This window comes from Luteibacter sp., from assembly GCF_035539195.1.
GTDB lineage: Bacteria > Pseudomonadota > Gammaproteobacteria > Xanthomonadales > Rhodanobacteraceae > Luteibacter.
This window is the reverse complement of the sequence record NZ_DATLIW010000031.1, coordinates 21,279-37,416: the sequence shown is the minus strand read 5'-3', so window position 1 is coordinate 37,416 and position 16,138 is coordinate 21,279. Positions and strand designations below refer to the sequence as shown.

Annotated in this window: 18 protein-coding genes; 12 read left to right on the top strand and 6 right to left on the bottom strand. The window is 66.2% G+C overall.

Annotated elements, in window-relative coordinates; translation table 11 throughout:
* Positions 1–8: 8 nt before the first annotated feature.
* Together VM621_RS11975 and VM621_RS11970 are read right to left on the bottom strand one after the other, a co-directional pair.
* Positions 9–683: a methionine ABC transporter permease gene (locus VM621_RS11975; RefSeq protein ID WP_325469190.1), complete on the bottom strand. Its 675-nt coding sequence runs from the start codon at positions 681–683 to the stop codon at positions 9–11.
* Positions 680–1,684, bottom strand: coding sequence for a methionine ABC transporter ATP-binding protein (locus tag VM621_RS11970; protein WP_325469241.1), 1,005 nt, complete (start codon positions 1,682–1,684; stop codon positions 680–682). Before VM621_RS11970 ends, VM621_RS11975 begins: the two co-directional genes overlap by 4 nt.
* Positions 1,685–1,788: 104 nt before the next feature.
* On the opposite strand from VM621_RS11970, the gene VM621_RS11965 reads away from it, so the two are divergent.
* Complete coding sequence (locus VM621_RS11965) at positions 1,789–2,271, top strand: glutathione peroxidase (protein WP_325469189.1); 483 nt, start codon at positions 1,789–1,791, stop codon at positions 2,269–2,271.
* A gap of 10 nt (positions 2,272–2,281) precedes the next feature.
* Here the strand turns inward: VM621_RS11965 and VM621_RS11960 are convergent, their stop codons facing one another.
* Complete coding sequence (locus VM621_RS11960; RefSeq protein ID WP_325469188.1) at positions 2,282–3,067, bottom strand: enoyl-CoA hydratase-related protein; 786 nt, start codon at positions 3,065–3,067, stop codon at positions 2,282–2,284.
* Positions 3,068–3,201: 134 nt separating this feature from the next.
* Between VM621_RS11960 and VM621_RS11955 the strand changes: the two genes are divergently transcribed.
* From VM621_RS11955 to VM621_RS11945, 3 genes are read left to right on the top strand one after another with little or no spacing between them, the layout of a single operon-like run.
* A complete protein-coding gene (locus tag VM621_RS11955) occupies positions 3,202–3,447 on the top strand; it encodes a FeoA family protein (protein WP_325469187.1) in 246 nt (81 codons plus the stop codon).
* Positions 3,444–5,291: a ferrous iron transporter B gene (gene feoB / locus VM621_RS11950; RefSeq protein WP_325469186.1), complete on the top strand. Its 1,848-nt coding sequence runs from the start codon at positions 3,444–3,446 to the stop codon at positions 5,289–5,291. Before VM621_RS11955 ends, feoB begins: the two co-directional genes overlap by 4 nt.
* Complete coding sequence (locus VM621_RS11945; protein ID WP_325469185.1) at positions 5,288–5,581, top strand: DUF6587 family protein; 294 nt, start codon at positions 5,288–5,290, stop codon at positions 5,579–5,581. Before feoB ends, VM621_RS11945 begins: the two co-directional genes overlap by 4 nt.
* 53 nt (positions 5,582–5,634) lie before the next feature.
* On the opposite strand, the gene VM621_RS11940 is transcribed toward VM621_RS11945, so the two are convergent.
* Complete coding sequence (locus tag VM621_RS11940; protein WP_325469184.1) at positions 5,635–7,143, bottom strand: phospholipase D-like domain-containing protein; 1,509 nt, start codon at positions 7,141–7,143, stop codon at positions 5,635–5,637.
* A 324-nt stretch (positions 7,144–7,467) separates the two neighbouring features.
* On the opposite strand from VM621_RS11940, the gene ispG reads away from it, so the two are divergent.
* On the top strand, positions 7,468–8,727 hold the full coding sequence (ispG, locus tag VM621_RS11935) for a flavodoxin-dependent (E)-4-hydroxy-3-methylbut-2-enyl-diphosphate synthase (RefSeq protein ID WP_325469183.1): 1,260 nt from the start codon (positions 7,468–7,470) through the stop codon (positions 8,725–8,727).
* 68 nt (positions 8,728–8,795) lie between these two features.
* Positions 8,796–9,626: an aldo/keto reductase gene (locus tag VM621_RS11930; protein ID WP_325469182.1), complete on the top strand. Its 831-nt coding sequence runs from the start codon at positions 8,796–8,798 to the stop codon at positions 9,624–9,626.
* Between the two features lies 1 nt (position 9,627).
* Here VM621_RS11930 and VM621_RS11925 read toward each other — a convergent pair whose 3' ends face one another.
* Positions 9,628–9,993 carry a peptidase C13 gene (locus VM621_RS11925; protein ID WP_325469181.1) on the bottom strand — a complete coding sequence of 122 codons (366 nt, stop codon included), beginning with the start codon at positions 9,991–9,993 and terminating at the stop codon, positions 9,628–9,630.
* Positions 9,994–10,106: 113 nt separating this feature from the next.
* Between VM621_RS11925 and VM621_RS11920 the strand changes: the two genes are divergently transcribed.
* On the top strand, positions 10,107–10,439 hold the full coding sequence (locus tag VM621_RS11920; RefSeq protein WP_325469180.1) for a hypothetical protein: 333 nt from the start codon (positions 10,107–10,109) through the stop codon (positions 10,437–10,439).
* An 86-nt stretch (positions 10,440–10,525) separates the two neighbouring features.
* Positions 10,526–10,840 carry a hypothetical protein gene (locus tag VM621_RS11915; RefSeq protein WP_325469179.1) on the top strand — a complete coding sequence of 105 codons (315 nt, stop codon included), beginning with the start codon at positions 10,526–10,528 and terminating at the stop codon, positions 10,838–10,840.
* Positions 10,841–10,891: 51 nt separating this feature from the next.
* Here VM621_RS11915 and VM621_RS11910 read toward each other — a convergent pair whose 3' ends face one another.
* Positions 10,892–11,602, bottom strand: a complete 711-nt coding sequence (locus VM621_RS11910) for a YdcF family protein (RefSeq protein ID WP_325469178.1) — start codon at positions 11,600–11,602, stop codon at positions 10,892–10,894.
* 154 nt (positions 11,603–11,756) lie between these two features.
* On the opposite strand from VM621_RS11910, the gene VM621_RS11905 reads away from it, so the two are divergent.
* The 4 genes from VM621_RS11905 to VM621_RS11890 all read left to right on the top strand — a co-directional run bounded on the left by VM621_RS11905 (position 11,757) and on the right by VM621_RS11890 (position 16,138).
* A complete protein-coding gene (locus tag VM621_RS11905) occupies positions 11,757–12,380 on the top strand; it encodes an XrtA/PEP-CTERM system exopolysaccharide export protein (RefSeq protein WP_325469177.1) in 624 nt (207 codons plus the stop codon).
* A 12-nt stretch (positions 12,381–12,392) separates the two neighbouring features.
* Positions 12,393–13,925 carry an XrtA system polysaccharide chain length determinant gene (locus tag VM621_RS11900; protein WP_325469176.1) on the top strand — a complete coding sequence of 511 codons (1,533 nt, stop codon included), beginning with the start codon at positions 12,393–12,395 and terminating at the stop codon, positions 13,923–13,925.
* 2 nt (positions 13,926–13,927) lie between these two features.
* The gene (locus tag VM621_RS11895) at positions 13,928–14,710 is read left to right on the top strand and encodes a polysaccharide biosynthesis protein (protein WP_325469175.1); all 783 of its coding nucleotides are present in this window, start codon (positions 13,928–13,930) and stop codon (positions 14,708–14,710) included.
* A 63-nt stretch (positions 14,711–14,773) separates the two neighbouring features.
* The gene (locus VM621_RS11890; RefSeq protein WP_325469174.1) at positions 14,774–16,138 is read left to right on the top strand and encodes an outer membrane beta-barrel protein; all 1,365 of its coding nucleotides are present in this window, start codon (positions 14,774–14,776) and stop codon (positions 16,136–16,138) included.

The following is a 16,138-nucleotide window of genomic DNA, read 5'->3' as shown; positions in this document are numbered from 1 at the left end:
GCGGCGGTTCAGCGACGGCTGTAGCGGGTGACCAGGCGGTCGCCGAGCGACTGCAGAATCTGCACCAGCACCACCAGAAGGGCCACGGTGACCAGCATGTAGTCGGGCTTGTAGCCGTTGTAACCGTACTGGTAGGCCAGCGCACCGAGGCCGCCGGCGCCCACGATACCGCCCATCGCCGTATAGCCGACCAGGGCGACGGCGGTGACCGTCGCGCTGGCGATCAGGCCGGCCCGGGCCTCGGGTAGCAGCACGCGTGTGACGATCTGTCCGGTCGTGGCGCCCATGGCCTGGCTGGCCTCGATGACGCCACGGTCCACCTCGCGCAGCGCCGTTTCGACCAGGCGGGCGAAGAACGGTGCCGCGCCGATCACCAGCGGGACGATGGCCCCGCGGATGCCGATGCTGACACCGGTGATCGCCTTGGTCACGGGAATCAGCAGGATCATTAGGATGATGAAGGGTACGGAACGCAGCACGTTCACGACGAGCGAGAGCACGCCGTAGAGCTTCGGCTTCGCATGCAGCTGTCCGCGCGCGGTGAGGAACAACCAGATGCCCAAGGGCAGGCCGAGCGCCATGGTGAACAGCAACGAGCCGCCGAGCATCAGCAGGGTGTCGATGCAGGCCTGGCCGATCTCGGCCCAGTCGATGTTGGGAAACAGGGTCTGCATGGGGCTCATCGGGCCACCTCTTCGATATCGACGCCGGCGTTGCGGATCTGCGTGAGCGCGTCGTCGACCCTTTCGCCGTTCATGGCCAGGGTGAGCTGGCCATAAGGGGTGTCCTTGATGCGATCGACGCGGCCGGAGAGCAGGTTGTACTCGACACCCGTGTCGCGCACGACATTGGATAGCACGGGCGAATACGTGGCTTCGCCGCGGAACGAGAGGCGGAAGAGGCGTCCCGCGACGCCGGAGAACTCGGGACCGTGGCCTTCGCGGTGATCGGCTTCGGCGACGAAGCGCCGCGTGGTGGCATGTTTGGGATGCAGGAAGACATCGGCCACGGCGCCCATTTCGACGACCCGGCCGGCATCGAGAACCGCCACGCGGTCGCAGACCCGCCGGATCACGTCCATCTCGTGGGTGATCAGGACGATGGTGAGGCCGAGGCGACGATTGATGTCCGCCAACAACTCCAGCACGGAGGCGGTGGTCTGCGGATCGAGTGCGCTGGTGGCTTCGTCGCACAGCAGGATGGATGGCCGGCTGGCCAGTGCGCGGGCGATGCCGACGCGCTGCTTCTGGCCACCGGAAAGCTGGGCCGGGTACTTGCGCGCGTGCGCGGTGAGGCCGACCAACTCCAGCAGTTCGTCGACGCGCGCCGTGATCTCGCCTTCCGACACGTTGCCCTGGATGCGCAGCGGAAAGGCCACGTTATCGGCCACCGTGCGCGACGAAAGCAGGTTGAAGTGCTGGAAGATCATGCCGATGCCGGCGCGGAGCTTGCGTAGCTCGCTGCCCGAGGCGTCGGTGACGTCGCTGTCCTCGATGAAGATGCGGCCCGCCGTGGGCCGTTCGAGGAGGTTGATCAGGCGCAGCATGGTCGACTTGCCAGCGCCCGAGTGGCCGATGATGCCGAACACTTCGCCGCGTTCGATGACCAGATCGACAGGTTCGAGGGCGGGAACGAGTGCTCCGTCGACCCGATAGGACTTGGAAGCGGCGGCGAAACGGATCACAGGGGGTTCCGGCGGGACGAAAGCGCTCATGGTAGCCCAAGCCGCGCCACGACCGGCGCGGCGGGCGTAGACTCGGCGAAATCCGCCCACGTATGGAGACGCGCATGACCGCCATCTACGATTTTTCGGCCCGCGACATCGAAGGCAACGAACGCTCGCTCGCCGAGTACCGCGGCAAGGCCCTGCTGGTGGTGAATGTCGCGTCCAAATGCGGCTTCACGCCGCAGTACAAGGGCCTGGAGGCCTTGCAGAAGCAGTATGCCGGGCAGGGCTTCGAGGTGTTGGGTTTTCCCTGCGACCAGTTCGGTCACCAGGAGCCGGGCGACGAGAACGAGATCCGCGACTTCTGTTCGCTCACCTACGAGGTGAGCTTTCCGATGTTCTCGAAGATCGAGGTCAACGGCGAGAACGCGCATCCGCTGTATCGCTGGATGAAGGCCGAGAAGAAAGGCCTGCTCGGTACCGAAGGCATCAAGTGGAACTTCACCAAGTTCCTGATCGACCGCGAAGGGCAGGTGGTCGAGCGCTACGCGCCGACCGACACCCCGGAGAAGATCGGCAAGGACCTGCCCAAGGTTCTCGGCTGAGCCCTGGACCTCAACCCAGCCAGGGCGGCTGGGTCTTGTCGAGGAAGGCGGTCAGGCCCGCCTGACCCTCGGCGGAAACGCGCAGTTGGGCGATCAGCGCGGCGTTGACGGCGTCCACTTCCTGCATGGCTTCCAGCTCCATGCCGCCCATGCCCAGGGCGAGATGCTTGGCCTCGTTCTGGGCGATCGGGCCGCCCTTGCCGAGCAGTCCGACGATACGGTCGATCGCGGCGTCTAGCTCTTCCAGCGGCACCGTTTCGTGGACCAGGCCCATGGCCAGGGCAGCGCCGCTGCCAAAGATTTCGCCGGTGATGAACAGGCGGCGCGCCTGGCGCAGGCCGATGGCGGCGATGACGTAGGGCGAGATCACAGCCGGGACCAAACCGAGCTTGACCTCCGAGAGGGCGAACTTCGCTCCCTCGGCGGCAATGGCGATGTCGCAGCACGCGACCAGGCCTACGCCGCCGCCGAAGGCCGCGCCGTTGACCCGGGCAACGGTCGGCTTCGCCAGGAACTGCAGGCGGCGCATCAGGGTGGCCAGGCGCAGGGAGTCGGCGCGGTTGTCGGCCTCGCTGGCGGCGGCCATGCCGCGCATCCAGTTGAGGTCGGCGCCGGCGGAGAAGCTCGCGCCCGCGCCGGTCAGCACCACCGCGCGGATGGCATCGTCGCCTTCGACCCGGTCCAGCGCATCGGTCAATTCGGCGATCAGGCCGTCGTCGAAGGCGTTGTGGACCTCCGGGCGGTTCATGACCAGGCGGGCGAGGGAACCCTCGCGGATCAGTTCGACGGCGGACATACGGGGTCTCTCTGGCTCGACGTAGGTCGCGATCATACGGGGTGCGCATGGTCGACCGTCAGCGATTTCTTGCTCGTGTGCAGGCCTCCGGGTAAAGGCATATAATGCGAACAGTTCTTATTTGAGTAAGCCCAGTGCGCCTCTCAGACGCGCCGAAAGGTGCAAATGCCGTGGTCCAGGCCGTTACCGATGCCCATCCTGCCGATCCGATCGCCCAGCGCCTGCGCGATCTCGGCTTTGTTTCGGGTGAGCCGGTCCGGCTGGTGGCGCGCGGCCCCCTCGGCGGCGATCCCCTCCTGATCCAGATCGGCTCGACGCGCTTCGCGCTGCGCAAGACGGAAGCGGCGCGGGTGGACGTTTCCGTGGACGGCGTCGCATGAGCGCCACGTCGGTGCGTATCGCCCTGGTCGGCAACCCGAACTGCGGCAAGACCGCCCTGTTCAACCAGTTGACCGGTGGCCGGCAGAAGGTCGCCAACTACGCCGGGGTCACTGTCGAACGCAAGGAAGGGCGCTTCGTCGCGCCCTCCGGACGCACGCTGCACGTGCTCGATCTCCCGGGCGCCTACAGTTTCGATGCGACCAGCCCGGACGAAGCGATCACGCGCGATGTCTGCCACGGCCGCTATCCGGGCGAAGCCGCGCCGGACCTTATCGTTTGCGTCGCGGACGCCACCAATCTGCGCCTGCACCTGCGATTCGTGCTCGAGGTGCGTCGTCTGGGCCGGCCGGTGGTGCTTGCGCTCAACATGATGGATGCGGCCCGTCGACGCGGCATGGTCATCGACGTCGAGGGCCTGTCCCGCCGGCTCGGCGTGCCCGTGGTCGAGACCATCGCGATCAAGCGCGGTGGCGCCGAAGCGTTGGTCAAGCGTATCGATGCACACGTTCCCCGGGTGACGCCCGCCGCGGTGGATAGCGCCAGTACCGAGCAGTTGCATGCGGAAGTGCGTTCGATCCTCGCCGAAACGGTGAAGCTGCCGCGCGATACCGCCGCCATCGACGACGCCCTCGATCGCTGGGCGCTGCATCCGGTGTTCGGCCTGCTGATCCTCGCCACGCTGATGTTCTTCATCTTCCAGGCCGTGTTCTCCTGGGCGCAGCCGGTCATGGACGGCATCCAGGCCGGCATCGCGGGGCTCGGTGCCTGGGTGACCGGCTTCCTGCCCGCCGATAGCGCGCTGCACAGCCTGCTCAACGACGGTGTGTTTGCCGGCCTCGGCGCGGTGCTCGTGTTCCTGCCGCAAATCCTGATCCTCTTCCTGTTCATCCTGGTGCTCGAGGAATCCGGTTACCTGCCGCGCGCCGCCTTCCTGCTCGACAGGATGATGTTCCGTGTCGGCCTGACCGGCAGGGCATTCATTCCGTTGCTCTCCAGCTTCGCCTGCGCCATTCCCGGGATCATGGCCACGCGCAGCATCCAGGACCCCCGCGACCGTCTCACCACGATCCTCGTCGCGCCCTTGATGACCTGCTCGGCGCGCCTGCCCGTGTACACGCTGCTGATCGCGGCCTTCATTCCCGATCGCACCGTCGGCGGCGTGTTCAACCTGCAGGGCGTGGTCCTTTTCGCGCTGTACTTCGCCGGGATATTCAGTGCATTGGGCGTTGCGTTCGTGATGAAGCGCCTGCGGGCGGACAAGAGCGAACACGCGTTGATCATGGAGCTGCCTTCGTATCGCCTGCCCAACGTGCGAGATATCGCGCTGGGCTTGTGGGAGCGCGCCATGATCTTCCTCAAGCGCGTCGGCGGCATCATCCTCGCATTGACCGTGTTGCTGTGGTTCCTGTCCACGTTCCCCGGCGCACCGGAAGGCGCGACCCAGCCTGCGATCGATTACAGCATCGCCGGCCGTCTCGGTCGCCTGCTCGAATACGTTTTCGCGCCGATCGGCTTCAACTGGCAGATCTGCGTGGCCCTGGTGCCCGGTCTTGCCGCACGTGAGGTGGCGGTCGCCGCGCTCGGCACGGTCTACGCCATGTCGGGCAGCGACGACGCGGTCGCTTCGCAGCTGGGTCCGCTCATCGCGCACCAGTGGTCGCTGGCCACCGCGTTATCGCTGCTTGCCTGGTATGTGTTCGCGCCGCAGTGCATGTCCACGTTGGCGGTGATCCGCCGCGAAACCAATTCCTGGCGCAACGTCGCGGTGGCGGCGGGCTATCTCTTCGGCCTGGCCTATCTCGCCTCGTTCGCGACGTACCAGATCGCGAGGGCGCTTTCATGAGCCTGTTCGACGTCGTGCAGGGCGTGATCATCGCGTTGGTCGTGGCGGCCGCGGCGTATGTCGCGTTCCGCAAGCTACTGCCGAAAACGTCGACACGCGTCATGGCGCGGGCCTCGGCCAGTCTCAATCGCGAAGGACGCTCGGCCGCCACGCGTTCGCTGGGTCGTCGCATGCAGCCGGCCAGCGCGACCGGCAGCTGCGGCGACGGCTGCGGCTCCTGCGGCAGTTGCGGTCCGACGCCGCCGGTGAAGACCGAGGCGCAGCCGCTGCATTTCAAACCACGCAACTGACCTGGCTGAGCCTCGAGCTTCGCAAGCCTCGAACGTCGTGTGTGGGAGCCGCTTCAGCGGCGATGGCTCTCACCGTCGACAGGCGCTTCCGCATTGACGGGCGCCTCCGCAGCAGCCGACGAGCGCTTCCGCTTGCGCCGCAGCGTCCACCAGCTCACCGACAGGTTCACCGCGAACCACGCACCGATCAGAGCGAGCGGCCAGGCGATCACCGCCGGCCAGAAGATCGCCACCAGCGTCAGCACGATGGCGGACACGGCACCGGCCAGTAACGGTCCGGTTTCCGTATCGCCCAGGACGCGATGTTCGGTCAGGGCCGCACCGACGGTATTGGCCAGGCGCAGGGCGCCGGCGGCGGCACGACTGGAGCTGCCGCCGGCATGACGCGGCCTGGGCGGTCGTGGCGAGCGGCTACGCATGCGTTCGTTGCCGGAGCGGTACCGGCGTCCGCGCAGGAGGATCTCGGTGGCGTTCTCGAGATCCGCTTCGTACTGGGCCTCGAGTTTCCCGGCGAAGCCGTTGTCCTCGATGGCGACGTCGATTTCGCGGTTGCTGAGCCAACTGGCGATGTTCAGATTGGACGAGCCCACGCGCGCCCAGCGACCGTCGGCGACGGCGGTTTTCGCGTGCAGCATCGAGCCGTTCCACTCGAATACGCGGATGCCGGCTTTCAACAGAGGGCGATAACCCGAGCGCGACACGCCGGCGACCATGGGGATGTCGCTGGTGCCGGGAACGAGAAGGCGGACGTCTACACCATCGCGTGCCGCGGCGGCGAGTGCCTGCACGTACGGCGCGACGCCGACGAAGTACGCGTCGGTGAGCCACAGGGTCTTGCGTGCCATCGCCGCGACCATCTGGTCGAGCCGGTACATCCCGGCCGTGCTCGGTTGCGTGGCGATGAGCCGGAGCGAGACCTCGCCGGCGATCTTGCTTTCGGCGGTGGGCCGCAGTCGTTCGTCGTCGGGCAGGGGCTCGCCGGCCTCGCGCCAGCTGTCGGCAAAGGCGTGTTCGATTTCGGCGACGGCCGGGCCGTGGATCATCACCCCCGTGTCGCGCCATGGCGGCACGTTTCGACCCGGATCGCCTAGCCATTTCTCGCTCAGGCAGACGCCGGAAAGGAAACCCACTTCACCGTCGATCACGAGCACCTTGCGGTGATCGCGACTGACCCAGCCGAACGAGCTGCCGAGCTTGGGCGGGTTGTAGATGCGCACGTGGCCGCCCGCGGCGCGCAGCTCGTTCCAGAACGACGCGCGTGACTGGCCGAGGCAGCCGACCCAGTCGCCGATCACGGCGACGAAGACCCCGGCTCGGGCTCGTTCGACCAGGGCGGCGCGAAACGCCTGGCCGACGCTGTCGTCACGGATGATGTAGTTCTCGAGGAACACGTGGCGCTTCGCGGCAGCGATCGCGGCCAGCCAGGCGTCGAAATGCGCTTGCGCGTCGATGAGCAACTCGACGGCGTTGCCCTCGATCAGCGGCGCGCCGGCGCTGCGGCTGAGGGCCTGCTCGGCGAAAAGACGGTTGGAAAAGCCGGTGCTGCGTTGACGGACGTTCATGGGGCGAGTGTATCGCGATGGGTGTTGCGGCAGGCTGGCCCGCTGCCGCGGGATCGCCGATGAATCGGCTCCCACAGTTCTTCGGGGTCTTGCAGTTCTTTGGGGCCTTGCCGGTCTTTGGGGTCTGGCAGTTCTTTGGGGCCTTGCAGTTCTTTGGGGCCTTGCCGGTCTTCGGGGCCTGCAGTTCCTTGAGGTCTTGTGGGTCTTTGGGGGCTTGCAGTTCCTTGGGGTCTTGTCGGGCTTTGGGGTCTTGCGGGTGGCGGTTTCTATGGGGCTGGCGGGTTGCGGGGAATGCGGTAACAGGAATGCGCTAAAATCGCCGCTATGACCGAAGACCTCCATAGCCGCCCGCGCCCCGCGGAAGCCGCTGCCCGCCGCCCCAGCACCGGGGTGATCGTCGACCGCGTCCAGGTGGGCGGCAGCGCCCCGATCGTCGTCCAGTCGATGACCAATACGGACACCGAAGACCCCGTTTCGACGGCGAAGCAGGTGGCCGAGCTGGCCCGCGCCGGCTCGGAGATGGTCCGCATCACGGTGAACACCCCGGCCGCCGCGGCCGCCGTACCGCGCATCCGCGAGCGCCTGGACATGATGGGTGTCGCCGTGCCGCTGATCGGCGATTTCCACTACAACGGCCACCAATTGCTCGAAGGCGAGCCGGCCTGCGCCGAGGCCCTGGCGAAGTACCGCATCAACCCCGGTAACGTGGGTTTCGGCAAGAAGAAGGACGCGCAGTTCGCCTCGATCATCGAAATGGCGATTCGTTACGACAAGCCCGTACGCATCGGCGCCAACTGGGGCTCGCTGGACCAGTCCATGGTCGCCGCGCTGATGGACGAGAATGCCGCACGCGCCGATCCCTGGGATGCCGGCCACGTGGCCCGCGAGGCACTGATCCGCTCCGCGCTGGATTCCGCCGCGCGCGCGGAAGACCTCGGCCTTGCTCGCAACCGCATCATCCTGTCGTGCAAGGTCTCGGGCGTGCAGGAACTCATCGCGGTCTATCGCGATCTCGCCCGTCGTGCCGACTACGCGCTGCATCTGGGGTTGACCGAGGCGGGCATGGGCTCGAAGGGCATCACCGCATCCAGCGCGGCGCTCGGCGTGCTGCTGCAGGAAGGCATCGGCGACACCATCCGCATTTCGCTGACGCCGGAGCCGGGCCAGTCGCGCACGGCCGAAGTCATCGTGGCGCAGGAGTTGCTGCAGACCATGGGCCTGCGTGCGTTCACCCCGCTGGTCACCGCATGCCCGGGTTGCGGCCGCACCACCAGCGAGTTCTTCCAGGAACTGGCCAAGACGGTGCAGGGCCATGTGCGTGAGCAGATGCCCGTGTGGCGGGTGAAGTACGACGGTGTGGAAAACCTGACCCTCGCGGTGATGGGATGCATCGTCAACGGACCCGGCGAATCGAAGCACGCCAACATCGGCATTTCCTTGCCGGGCAATGGCGAGGCACCCTCGGCGCCGGTGTTCATCGACGGTGAAAAAGCCATGACCTTGCGTGGCGACAACATCGCCGACGAGTTCGTCGCGATCCTCGACAACTACGTCGAAACGCACTACGCCGTACGCGGCGACTGAGCGCCATCACGCCTTGAATGCGGGGTCGTCGGGCATCATGACCGGCGGTTCCCCGCAGGAGACAAGGCATGACCTCTTCCGTTCCGGTCCTCGACCTCAACGATGGCAACAAGGCCCCGCAGCTCGGCTTCGGCGTCTTCCAGATTCCCGACGGCGAAACCGCCGACGCCGTGGCCAGTGCGCTGGCGGCAGGCTATCGCTCGCTGGATACGGCGGCGATCTACAAGAACGAAGCCGGCGTGCGCCAGGGCATCGAACGTTCCGGTGTGGCGCGCAAGGATATCTTCCTCACCACCAAGCTATGGAATGCCGATCAGGGATTCGACAGCACGCTGAAGGCGTTCGATGCGAGCCTGGCGAAACTCGGCACCGACTATGTGGACATGTACCTGATCCATTGGCCGACACCCAAGCGCGATCTCTACGTCGATACCTGGAAAGCCTTCATCCGCCTGCGCGAGGAAGGCCGGATCCGTTCCATCGGCGTGTCCAATTTCCAGCCAGCGCATCTCGAGCGCCTGGTCAAGGACACCGGCGTCGTTCCGGTGGTCAACCAGATCGAGCTGCATCCGGACTTCGCGCAGCGCGACGTGGTCGCCGCCAATACGAAGCTGAAGATCGTCACCGAATCGTGGAGCCCGCTGGGCCAGGGTGGCGAGCTGTTGAAGAACGAGACCCTGGTCGGCATCGCGAAGAAGCACGGCAAGACGACGGCGCAGGTGGTGATCCGCTGGCACGTGCAGCTCGGGCATATGGTGATCCCGAAGTCCGTCACGCCCGAACGCATCGAGGCGAATATCGATGTGTTCGATTTCGAGCTGTCGACGGACGAGATGAAGGCGATCGATGCCCTGGATGCGGGCAACCGCATGGGCCCGCATCCGGATCAGCTGAACTGAGTTACTTGCCCATCGAGACGTCGATCTCGAACGGGTAGGGCGCCGGCTTCTTCGGCGGCGGCGGGAGCGTCCAGACGGCGAACTGGCCGGTGAAGCACTTCGCCACCGGCGTTTCCGGCTGGACCACGACGTCGCTGGAGCGGCCCTTGGCATCGATCGTCGCGACGATCGTGAAGGGCGTCTTGTCGGCGGGCGCGTTGCTGGCCACGCAGTCTTTCAGTGCGTCCGTCGCCGGATTGCCGATCTTGTCCCACAGCGCGCCCTGCCAGGCCTTGCCTTCCGGGGTCTGTTCCAGGGCCTTGGCGGCCTGGACGCGTCCGTCGAAACCGCTGTCGGTGGCGAGGGCGAAAGCGAGGGCAAGCAACATCGGGTGTCTCCGGTATGGAAGGGAAGGAGCCTAGCAGGGACGCGAAGGCTTCACATCCACGGCGCTAGCGTGGTGCCGCAAGCATCGTCTGCGCGATGCATCCGGAATCTGCGATGCGCCTGAGTCCGCCCGGTCTGTTGGCCCTGATCCTCGTCTCGTCGACCGCCCTTGGGCAGAGCGCGCCGAGCGGCAATCCCGCGGCCGCACCGGGTCCTGGGCAGACCAACCCCACTGCGGCCCCCATACGGCCGGCTTCCGACGCCGGCGCTACCGAGCGTGGGCTGGCGCCGGTCCAGCCGGGTAATCCGGGCGTCACGCAGCGTGTGCAGAATGCCAACACGCACGATGTGGATGCGCAAGGGCACGTACTGGATGCACACGGCAAGCCGGTCGGTCAGGCGGCATCGCCGTCGGCGACGCCGGCCATACCCTCTACCGTGCATTGATTTGCGTCGTTCCGGGTAGCCGGTTCGCATGGTTTTGCGCCAGTGCGCTACCATCCGGCAGACGCCGCACCTGGACGGGAGTGAGGATGAAACGAGCGATCGCGGTGGCCCTGCTGACGGCCGGCATGGCCGGTTGCGCGGGGATGTCCTCGAAGATGGCCCGGCTGGACGTTGGCACGCCTCGAGACGAGGTCGTCGACCGCCTGGGCCCGCCCGACTCGGACCGCAACATGATCGGTTTCGAGGTGATGAGCTGGCTCGACCGTCGCCCCGGCCGTTTTTCCTTCTCCCATCAGGACTACACCGTTGTGCTGAAGGACGCGAAAGTCGTCCAGTTCGGCCCCGGTCTGGTTCGCAGGGACGGTAAGACCTCCTTGCAGATCGAAACCGGCAACCCCTAGGCGTCGCCTGGTGCCGCGGCTGTTGGGTACGTCGCGGCGCGTTGGTTGCCGTCACATCCAGCCGCGCCAGCGGTAGACCATCAGGGCGAGGTATTCGCGCAGGCAGCGGGCGGTGAGCGTGAGGGCGTCCCGGCGCGGAAACCATGCCGGCGCGAGCGCCAACGCCGCGTGGCCGTCGTCGGCGGGGACCGGCGACACCTCGATGCCCTCGTGGCGAAAACACCCGGCTGCCCGGCGCATGTGGATGGCCGAGGTGACCAGAAGTATGTCGGACAGGCCATCCGCGCGGAGGATGGCGGCCGAGTTACGTGCGTTCTCGTGCGTATTCAGACTGCTGCGTTCCACGCGCAGGTCGCCGGACGGTACGCCCGACAGCGCAAAGCCGTGGGCGAGTTCGTCTGCCTGATCGACCCCGGACACCAGCAGCAGGGGGGCGAAGCCGTCGCGCCAAAGGGTCAGGCCCCGCCCGGCACGCGTCGTCGTGCGTGACCAGTCGGCCCCGGGCAACTTGCCGCCACCCAGGACGACGATCGCTTCGGCATGGGGCGTGGATGGCGCGGCGACCGTTGCCAGGCCTTCGCGCAGGTGCAGGGCCAGCAAGGGCGTGGAGGCGGTCCAGATCCAGGCCACGGCAAGCGCCGCCGCCAACGCCGCGGCACGGGGGCGTCGCCACAGCACCAGGGCCGTCGAGAGCAGGGCCAACAGCAATCCCTGAATGGCGGGATGAGTGAGTCGCCCGACGATGTCCACCGCTACCGACAAGCCCGGTCTCCTCGTTTCGCGGGGCGACCAGCATGGCGCACTTCGCAAGGTTAGGCGCGTCGGTCGAATGGCATAGGCGGGCTGTTGGAATAGACGTGGACCCCCATCGACACGACGATACCGATCGAGCGAAGTCTCAGGGGGAGTTGTCATCATGAAGCGTTGGAATCGCGTCGCCACACTAGTCGCCACCGTCATGTTGACGGCGTGCGCCACAGGCGGAATCACCTCGGCACCACCGAAGATGGACGCCGCCAACCCGGCGGTCGAATCCTATCTGATCGGTGTCGACGACCAGTTACAGGTCACGGTCTGGCATAACCCGGACCTCAGCGTAAGCGTTCCGGTACGACCGGACGGCAAGGTCACCGTGCCGCTGGTGGGCGATGTCGCCGCCGGTGGGCGCACTACCGACCAGGTCGGTGCCGAAATCCAGCAGAAGCTGGCCCAGTACATCCGCGACCCGCAAGTGGCCGTGATCCTGACGGCGCTACGCAGTCACGAATACCTCTCGCGCGTTCGCGTCACGGGCGCCGTGCGCAGTCCCATTTCGATTCCTTACCGGCAGGGCATGACCGTGCTCGACGCCGTGCTCGCCGCCGGCGGCACGACCGAATTCGCCGCGCCCGACCGTACCGAACTCTATCGGCGCAGCGAAGGCGGCTCGACCCAGGCCTATGCCGTGCAGTTGCAGAAGATCCTGCAGCAGGGCGACCTGAGCAACAACTACCCGGTACAGCCCGGCGACGTGATCACGGTGCCGCAGCGCGCTTTCTGACAGGGGTATGCGATGAGCGGGGAACTTGTTCCTTTTACGGGCCTCCTGCCCGCACTGATCGGCGAAGCGCGCAGGCGCCGCGTGGCGATGGGTGTGATGTTCGCGGTAATTGCGCTACTCGCCCTCGGCGTCGGCATGGTCTGGCCGAAGAAATACGAGGCATCGACGACGATCCTGGCTGAGGAAAGCAGCATCATCACGCCGCTGATGGAAGGTGCGGCATCGGCTACGGGCAACAAGAACCGTGCCGGGATCGCCCGCGACGTGATCTTCAGCCGCCGGGTGCTCGACGAGGTGTTGCGCAGCGGCGGCTGGCTGGCGAACAGCCCGTCGGCGCTGGAGCGCGACAAGATCATCGAGGGGATCAAGGGTCGCACCAAGATCATCAACAATCGTGAAAACCTGATCACGATCACCTATTTCGACTCGGATCCGAAGCGCGCTTTCGAAGTCACCCGCGCGTTCGGCCAGCTGTTCATCAGCGAGAGCCTGGCATCGAAGCAACGCGAGAGCCGCGAAGCCTACGAATTCATCAACAGCCAGGTCGAGGCGTACCGCGCCAAGCTGACCGACGCCGAAGGCAAGCTCAAGGCCTATCGCGACGCCAACGCCGACGCGCGCCCCGGCAATGACGTGGACACCAATTCGCGCATCAGCCAGTTGCGCATGCAGATCGAAAACAACCGCATGGACTACATGCAGAAGCAGTCGCAGGCCGCGTCGCTCGCCGCGCAGATCAATGGCGAGTCCGAGGTCAATGCGGTGCAGACGGTCGGCGGCATCTACACGACACAACTGGGCGATCTACAGGGCCAGCTGGACAAGCTGCTGCTCAACTACACCGAGGACTACCCGGACGTGATCCGCCTGCGCCACCAGATCGAGGACGTGCGCAAGCAGGCCCAGACAGCCGATGCGCAACGTGCCGCCGGCGGGCCGATGCCGATCGACCATTCGACCACGATGAATCCGGTCTACCAGCAGATGCGCCTGCAACTGTCCGCCGTGCGCGGCGACGCTGCCGCCAGCGCGGCCCGGGCCGGCGCGAGCGAGGCCATGTTGCAGACCGAACTCGAACGCAGCAAGCGCATCGCCAGTTCGGAAAACGTCATTGCCGAACTGACCCGCGACTACAACGTCAATCGCGATGTCTACCAGGACCTGCTGAAGCGCCGCGAGAATGCACGCGTGTCGATGAACCTCGATGCCGAGCAGCGTGGCCTGACCTTCCTGGTGCAGAACCCCGCGGTGATGCCGCTGGTGCCCTCCGGCCTGCGCTTCATGCACTTTGGCCTGGCCGGTCTCGCGCTGTCCCTCGCCATCCCGTTCGGCCTGCTGTTCGCGGTGGCCCGCTTCGATCCCCGGGTGCGTTCGGTCGGCCAGCTCGAGCGCGCTACCGGCTTCCCGGTCCTCGCGTCGATCCCGTTCTACCCGACGCCGCGCGACCGTCGCCGCGACCACCTGCAAAACATGGCGCTGGGCCTGATCGTCGCCGGTGTCGGCGCGGTGTACCTGCTGCTGTTCTGGATGAGGATGAAGGGCTGACCATGAACAAACTGGCCGCGGACAACACGGACTTCAGCGAGATGCTTCGTGAGCATCAGGACGATGCCCACCACGGCGAGGCGCACGCCACGCCGAGCCACTCGATCGCGCGGATGCGCGAAGAAGCCGGCGCCCTGGCGCCGATCGACTGCGAGCGCAAGCGCCTCATCCATCGCGAGGAATCGGTACGCCAGCAGTCGGACGCCTTCCGCGGGATCCGCACACGGCTGCTCGAGATGGCTGGGGAAACCAACTTCATCACCCTGGTAGCGGCTGTCAGCCCGCGATCGGGCGGCAGCTTCGTCACCCGCAACCTCGCGGCGGCCTTCGCCTTCGACGAGGCCAAGACCAGCCTGCTGGTCGATTGCAACCTGCGCTATCCGAACCAGCACAAGGCGCTCGGCGTCGAGCCACGTACCGGTGGGCTGATCGACTTCCTCGAACATCCCTCGCGTGGCATCGCTTCGATCATGTACCACACGGGGGTGCCGCGCATGCGCCTCATTCCTGCCGGCAAGTCGCGTGAAAACAGCGGCGAGTACTTCTCCTCCTTCCGCATGCGTGCGGTGCTGGACTCGCTGCGCTGCCGCTACCCGGATCGCTACCTCTTCCTCGACGGTCCGCCGGTCAAAGGTTCACCGGATGCACGCATCCTTGCCGACCTCGCCGACTTCGTCGTCATCGTGGCCGGTTACGGCCGCGACACGCCGGCCTCGATCAACCAGGCCGTGGCCAACTTCGATCCCGCCAAGCTCGCGGGTGTGGTCTTCAATCAGTCGCCGTAAGGACGACGCCCGCATGCGACGACCGGCAGGCGTTGCATGCACACAGGGGCTAAGGGAGGGAATATGCCGGCATCGACAAGGCTCGCCCGTGCGATCGTGATCGGGCTCGCGTCGGCACCCACCATGGCGCTCGCGGGTACCTTCGACTACACGCTCTACGCAGGTCTCGAACACAGCAACAACATCGCTCTATCGTCCAACCAGCCGATCAGCGAGAACGTCTTCACGCCTGGTGCGACCTTCCAGTACACGCAGCTCGGTTCCACCTTCCAGGCCAACGTTGCCGGCACGCTCGAATACCGTAAGTACCTGGAGAACAATTTCGACTCTCAGGTGCAGACGCAGCTGGCCGCCCAGGCCAACTGGACGGCGATACCGGAGCGCCTCGATTTTTCCCTGGAAGATTACGCCGGGGTGCAACCGGTGGACCAACTGGCCGCGAACTCGCCGGGTAACCAGCAACAGACCAATGTGGTCGTGGTCGGTCCCACGCTGCGCATGCGTTTTGGCGACGCCGCGCGCGGCCAGTTCGAGCTGCGCTATATCGACAGCTACGCCTCCAAGGTCAATGAATTCGATTCGTCCCGGGGGCTGGCGGCCTTCCGCGTGTTTCGCGACCTCAATCCCACCGATACGATTTCAGGGAATGTCGAGTTCCAGCGCGTCGATTTCAGCAACCAGCCGAGCAGCGCGAACTACGACCGCAAGGAAGCGTATGTGCGCTATACGAGCAAACTGGCGCATTTCGATGCGGACGTCCTGCTCGGCGGCACCCGACTGAGCTTCGACCAGGGTCGCAGCGCCAGCTCGCCGCTGGCGCGGTTGCAGATCGGCTGGCAGCCCACGCCCCAGCACTCCTTGAGCGTTGCCGGCACCTACCAGTACGCGGACGCGGCGCAGGACATCATCACCACGCCCGGACTGCTGGCGGTCAACGGTTCCACCGCGGATCGTGCGGAAGCGGTCGACCCCTTCGCCAATACGGGCGGCCTCGGCCGCGGTACGGCCACCGGCATCGGCACGGGCAGCGCGGTGATCGGCTCGGATGTCTACAAGGAAAAGCGTTTCGAGGCGAGCTGGGTGTGGCAGCAACCACGGCTCAGCGTGACGGTGTCGCCGTCGTACAGCCAGCTTCGCTACCTCACCGACCATACCTTCGACCAGACGGGCAAGGGCGTCAGCGCGGGGGTGGGTTACCGGATCCGGCCCACATTGACGCTTACCGGCTTCGGCACCTACGAACGCACCAGATACGACTCGTTCGCGCGCAAGGACAACACCGTGCGGCTGGGCCTGGATCTGGGCCAGCAATGGAACCGGCATTGGAGCTGGCATGCGTCCGTGGCGCGCGAGCGCCGGAACAGCGACGCGGTGGGCCAGAGCTATCGCGAAACCGAGTTCTTCGTCGGCGTGGTCTACCGGAGGTAA

Excerpts from the sequence above, each read along its gene's own strand:
- VM621_RS11975 (WP_325469190.1), bottom strand. The coding sequence starts at position 683 with ATGAGCCCCATGCAGACCCTGTTTCCCAACATCGACTGGGCCGAGATC.
- VM621_RS11965 (WP_325469189.1), top strand. The coding sequence starts at position 1,789 with ATGACCGCCATCTACGATTTTTCGGCCCGCGACATCGAAGGCAACGAA.
- VM621_RS11960 (WP_325469188.1), bottom strand. The coding sequence starts at position 3,067 with ATGTCCGCCGTCGAACTGATCCGCGAGGGTTCCCTCGCCCGCCTGGTC.
- feoB (WP_325469186.1), top strand. The coding sequence starts at position 3,444 with ATGAGCGCCACGTCGGTGCGTATCGCCCTGGTCGGCAACCCGAACTGC.
- VM621_RS11945 (WP_325469185.1), top strand. The coding sequence starts at position 5,288 with ATGAGCCTGTTCGACGTCGTGCAGGGCGTGATCATCGCGTTGGTCGTG.
- VM621_RS11940 (WP_325469184.1), bottom strand. The coding sequence starts at position 7,143 with ATGAACGTCCGTCAACGCAGCACCGGCTTTTCCAACCGTCTTTTCGCC.
- ispG (WP_325469183.1), top strand. The coding sequence starts at position 7,468 with ATGACCGAAGACCTCCATAGCCGCCCGCGCCCCGCGGAAGCCGCTGCC.
- VM621_RS11930 (WP_325469182.1), top strand. The coding sequence starts at position 8,796 with ATGACCTCTTCCGTTCCGGTCCTCGACCTCAACGATGGCAACAAGGCC.
- VM621_RS11925 (WP_325469181.1), bottom strand. The coding sequence starts at position 9,993 with ATGTTGCTTGCCCTCGCTTTCGCCCTCGCCACCGACAGCGGTTTCGAC.
- VM621_RS11920 (WP_325469180.1), top strand. The coding sequence starts at position 10,107 with ATGCGCCTGAGTCCGCCCGGTCTGTTGGCCCTGATCCTCGTCTCGTCG.
- VM621_RS11915 (WP_325469179.1), top strand. The coding sequence starts at position 10,526 with ATGAAACGAGCGATCGCGGTGGCCCTGCTGACGGCCGGCATGGCCGGT.
- VM621_RS11905 (WP_325469177.1), top strand. The coding sequence starts at position 11,757 with ATGAAGCGTTGGAATCGCGTCGCCACACTAGTCGCCACCGTCATGTTG.
- VM621_RS11900 (WP_325469176.1), top strand. The coding sequence starts at position 12,393 with ATGAGCGGGGAACTTGTTCCTTTTACGGGCCTCCTGCCCGCACTGATC.
- VM621_RS11895 (WP_325469175.1), top strand. The coding sequence starts at position 13,928 with ATGAACAAACTGGCCGCGGACAACACGGACTTCAGCGAGATGCTTCGT.
- VM621_RS11890 (WP_325469174.1), top strand. The coding sequence starts at position 14,774 with ATGCCGGCATCGACAAGGCTCGCCCGTGCGATCGTGATCGGGCTCGCG.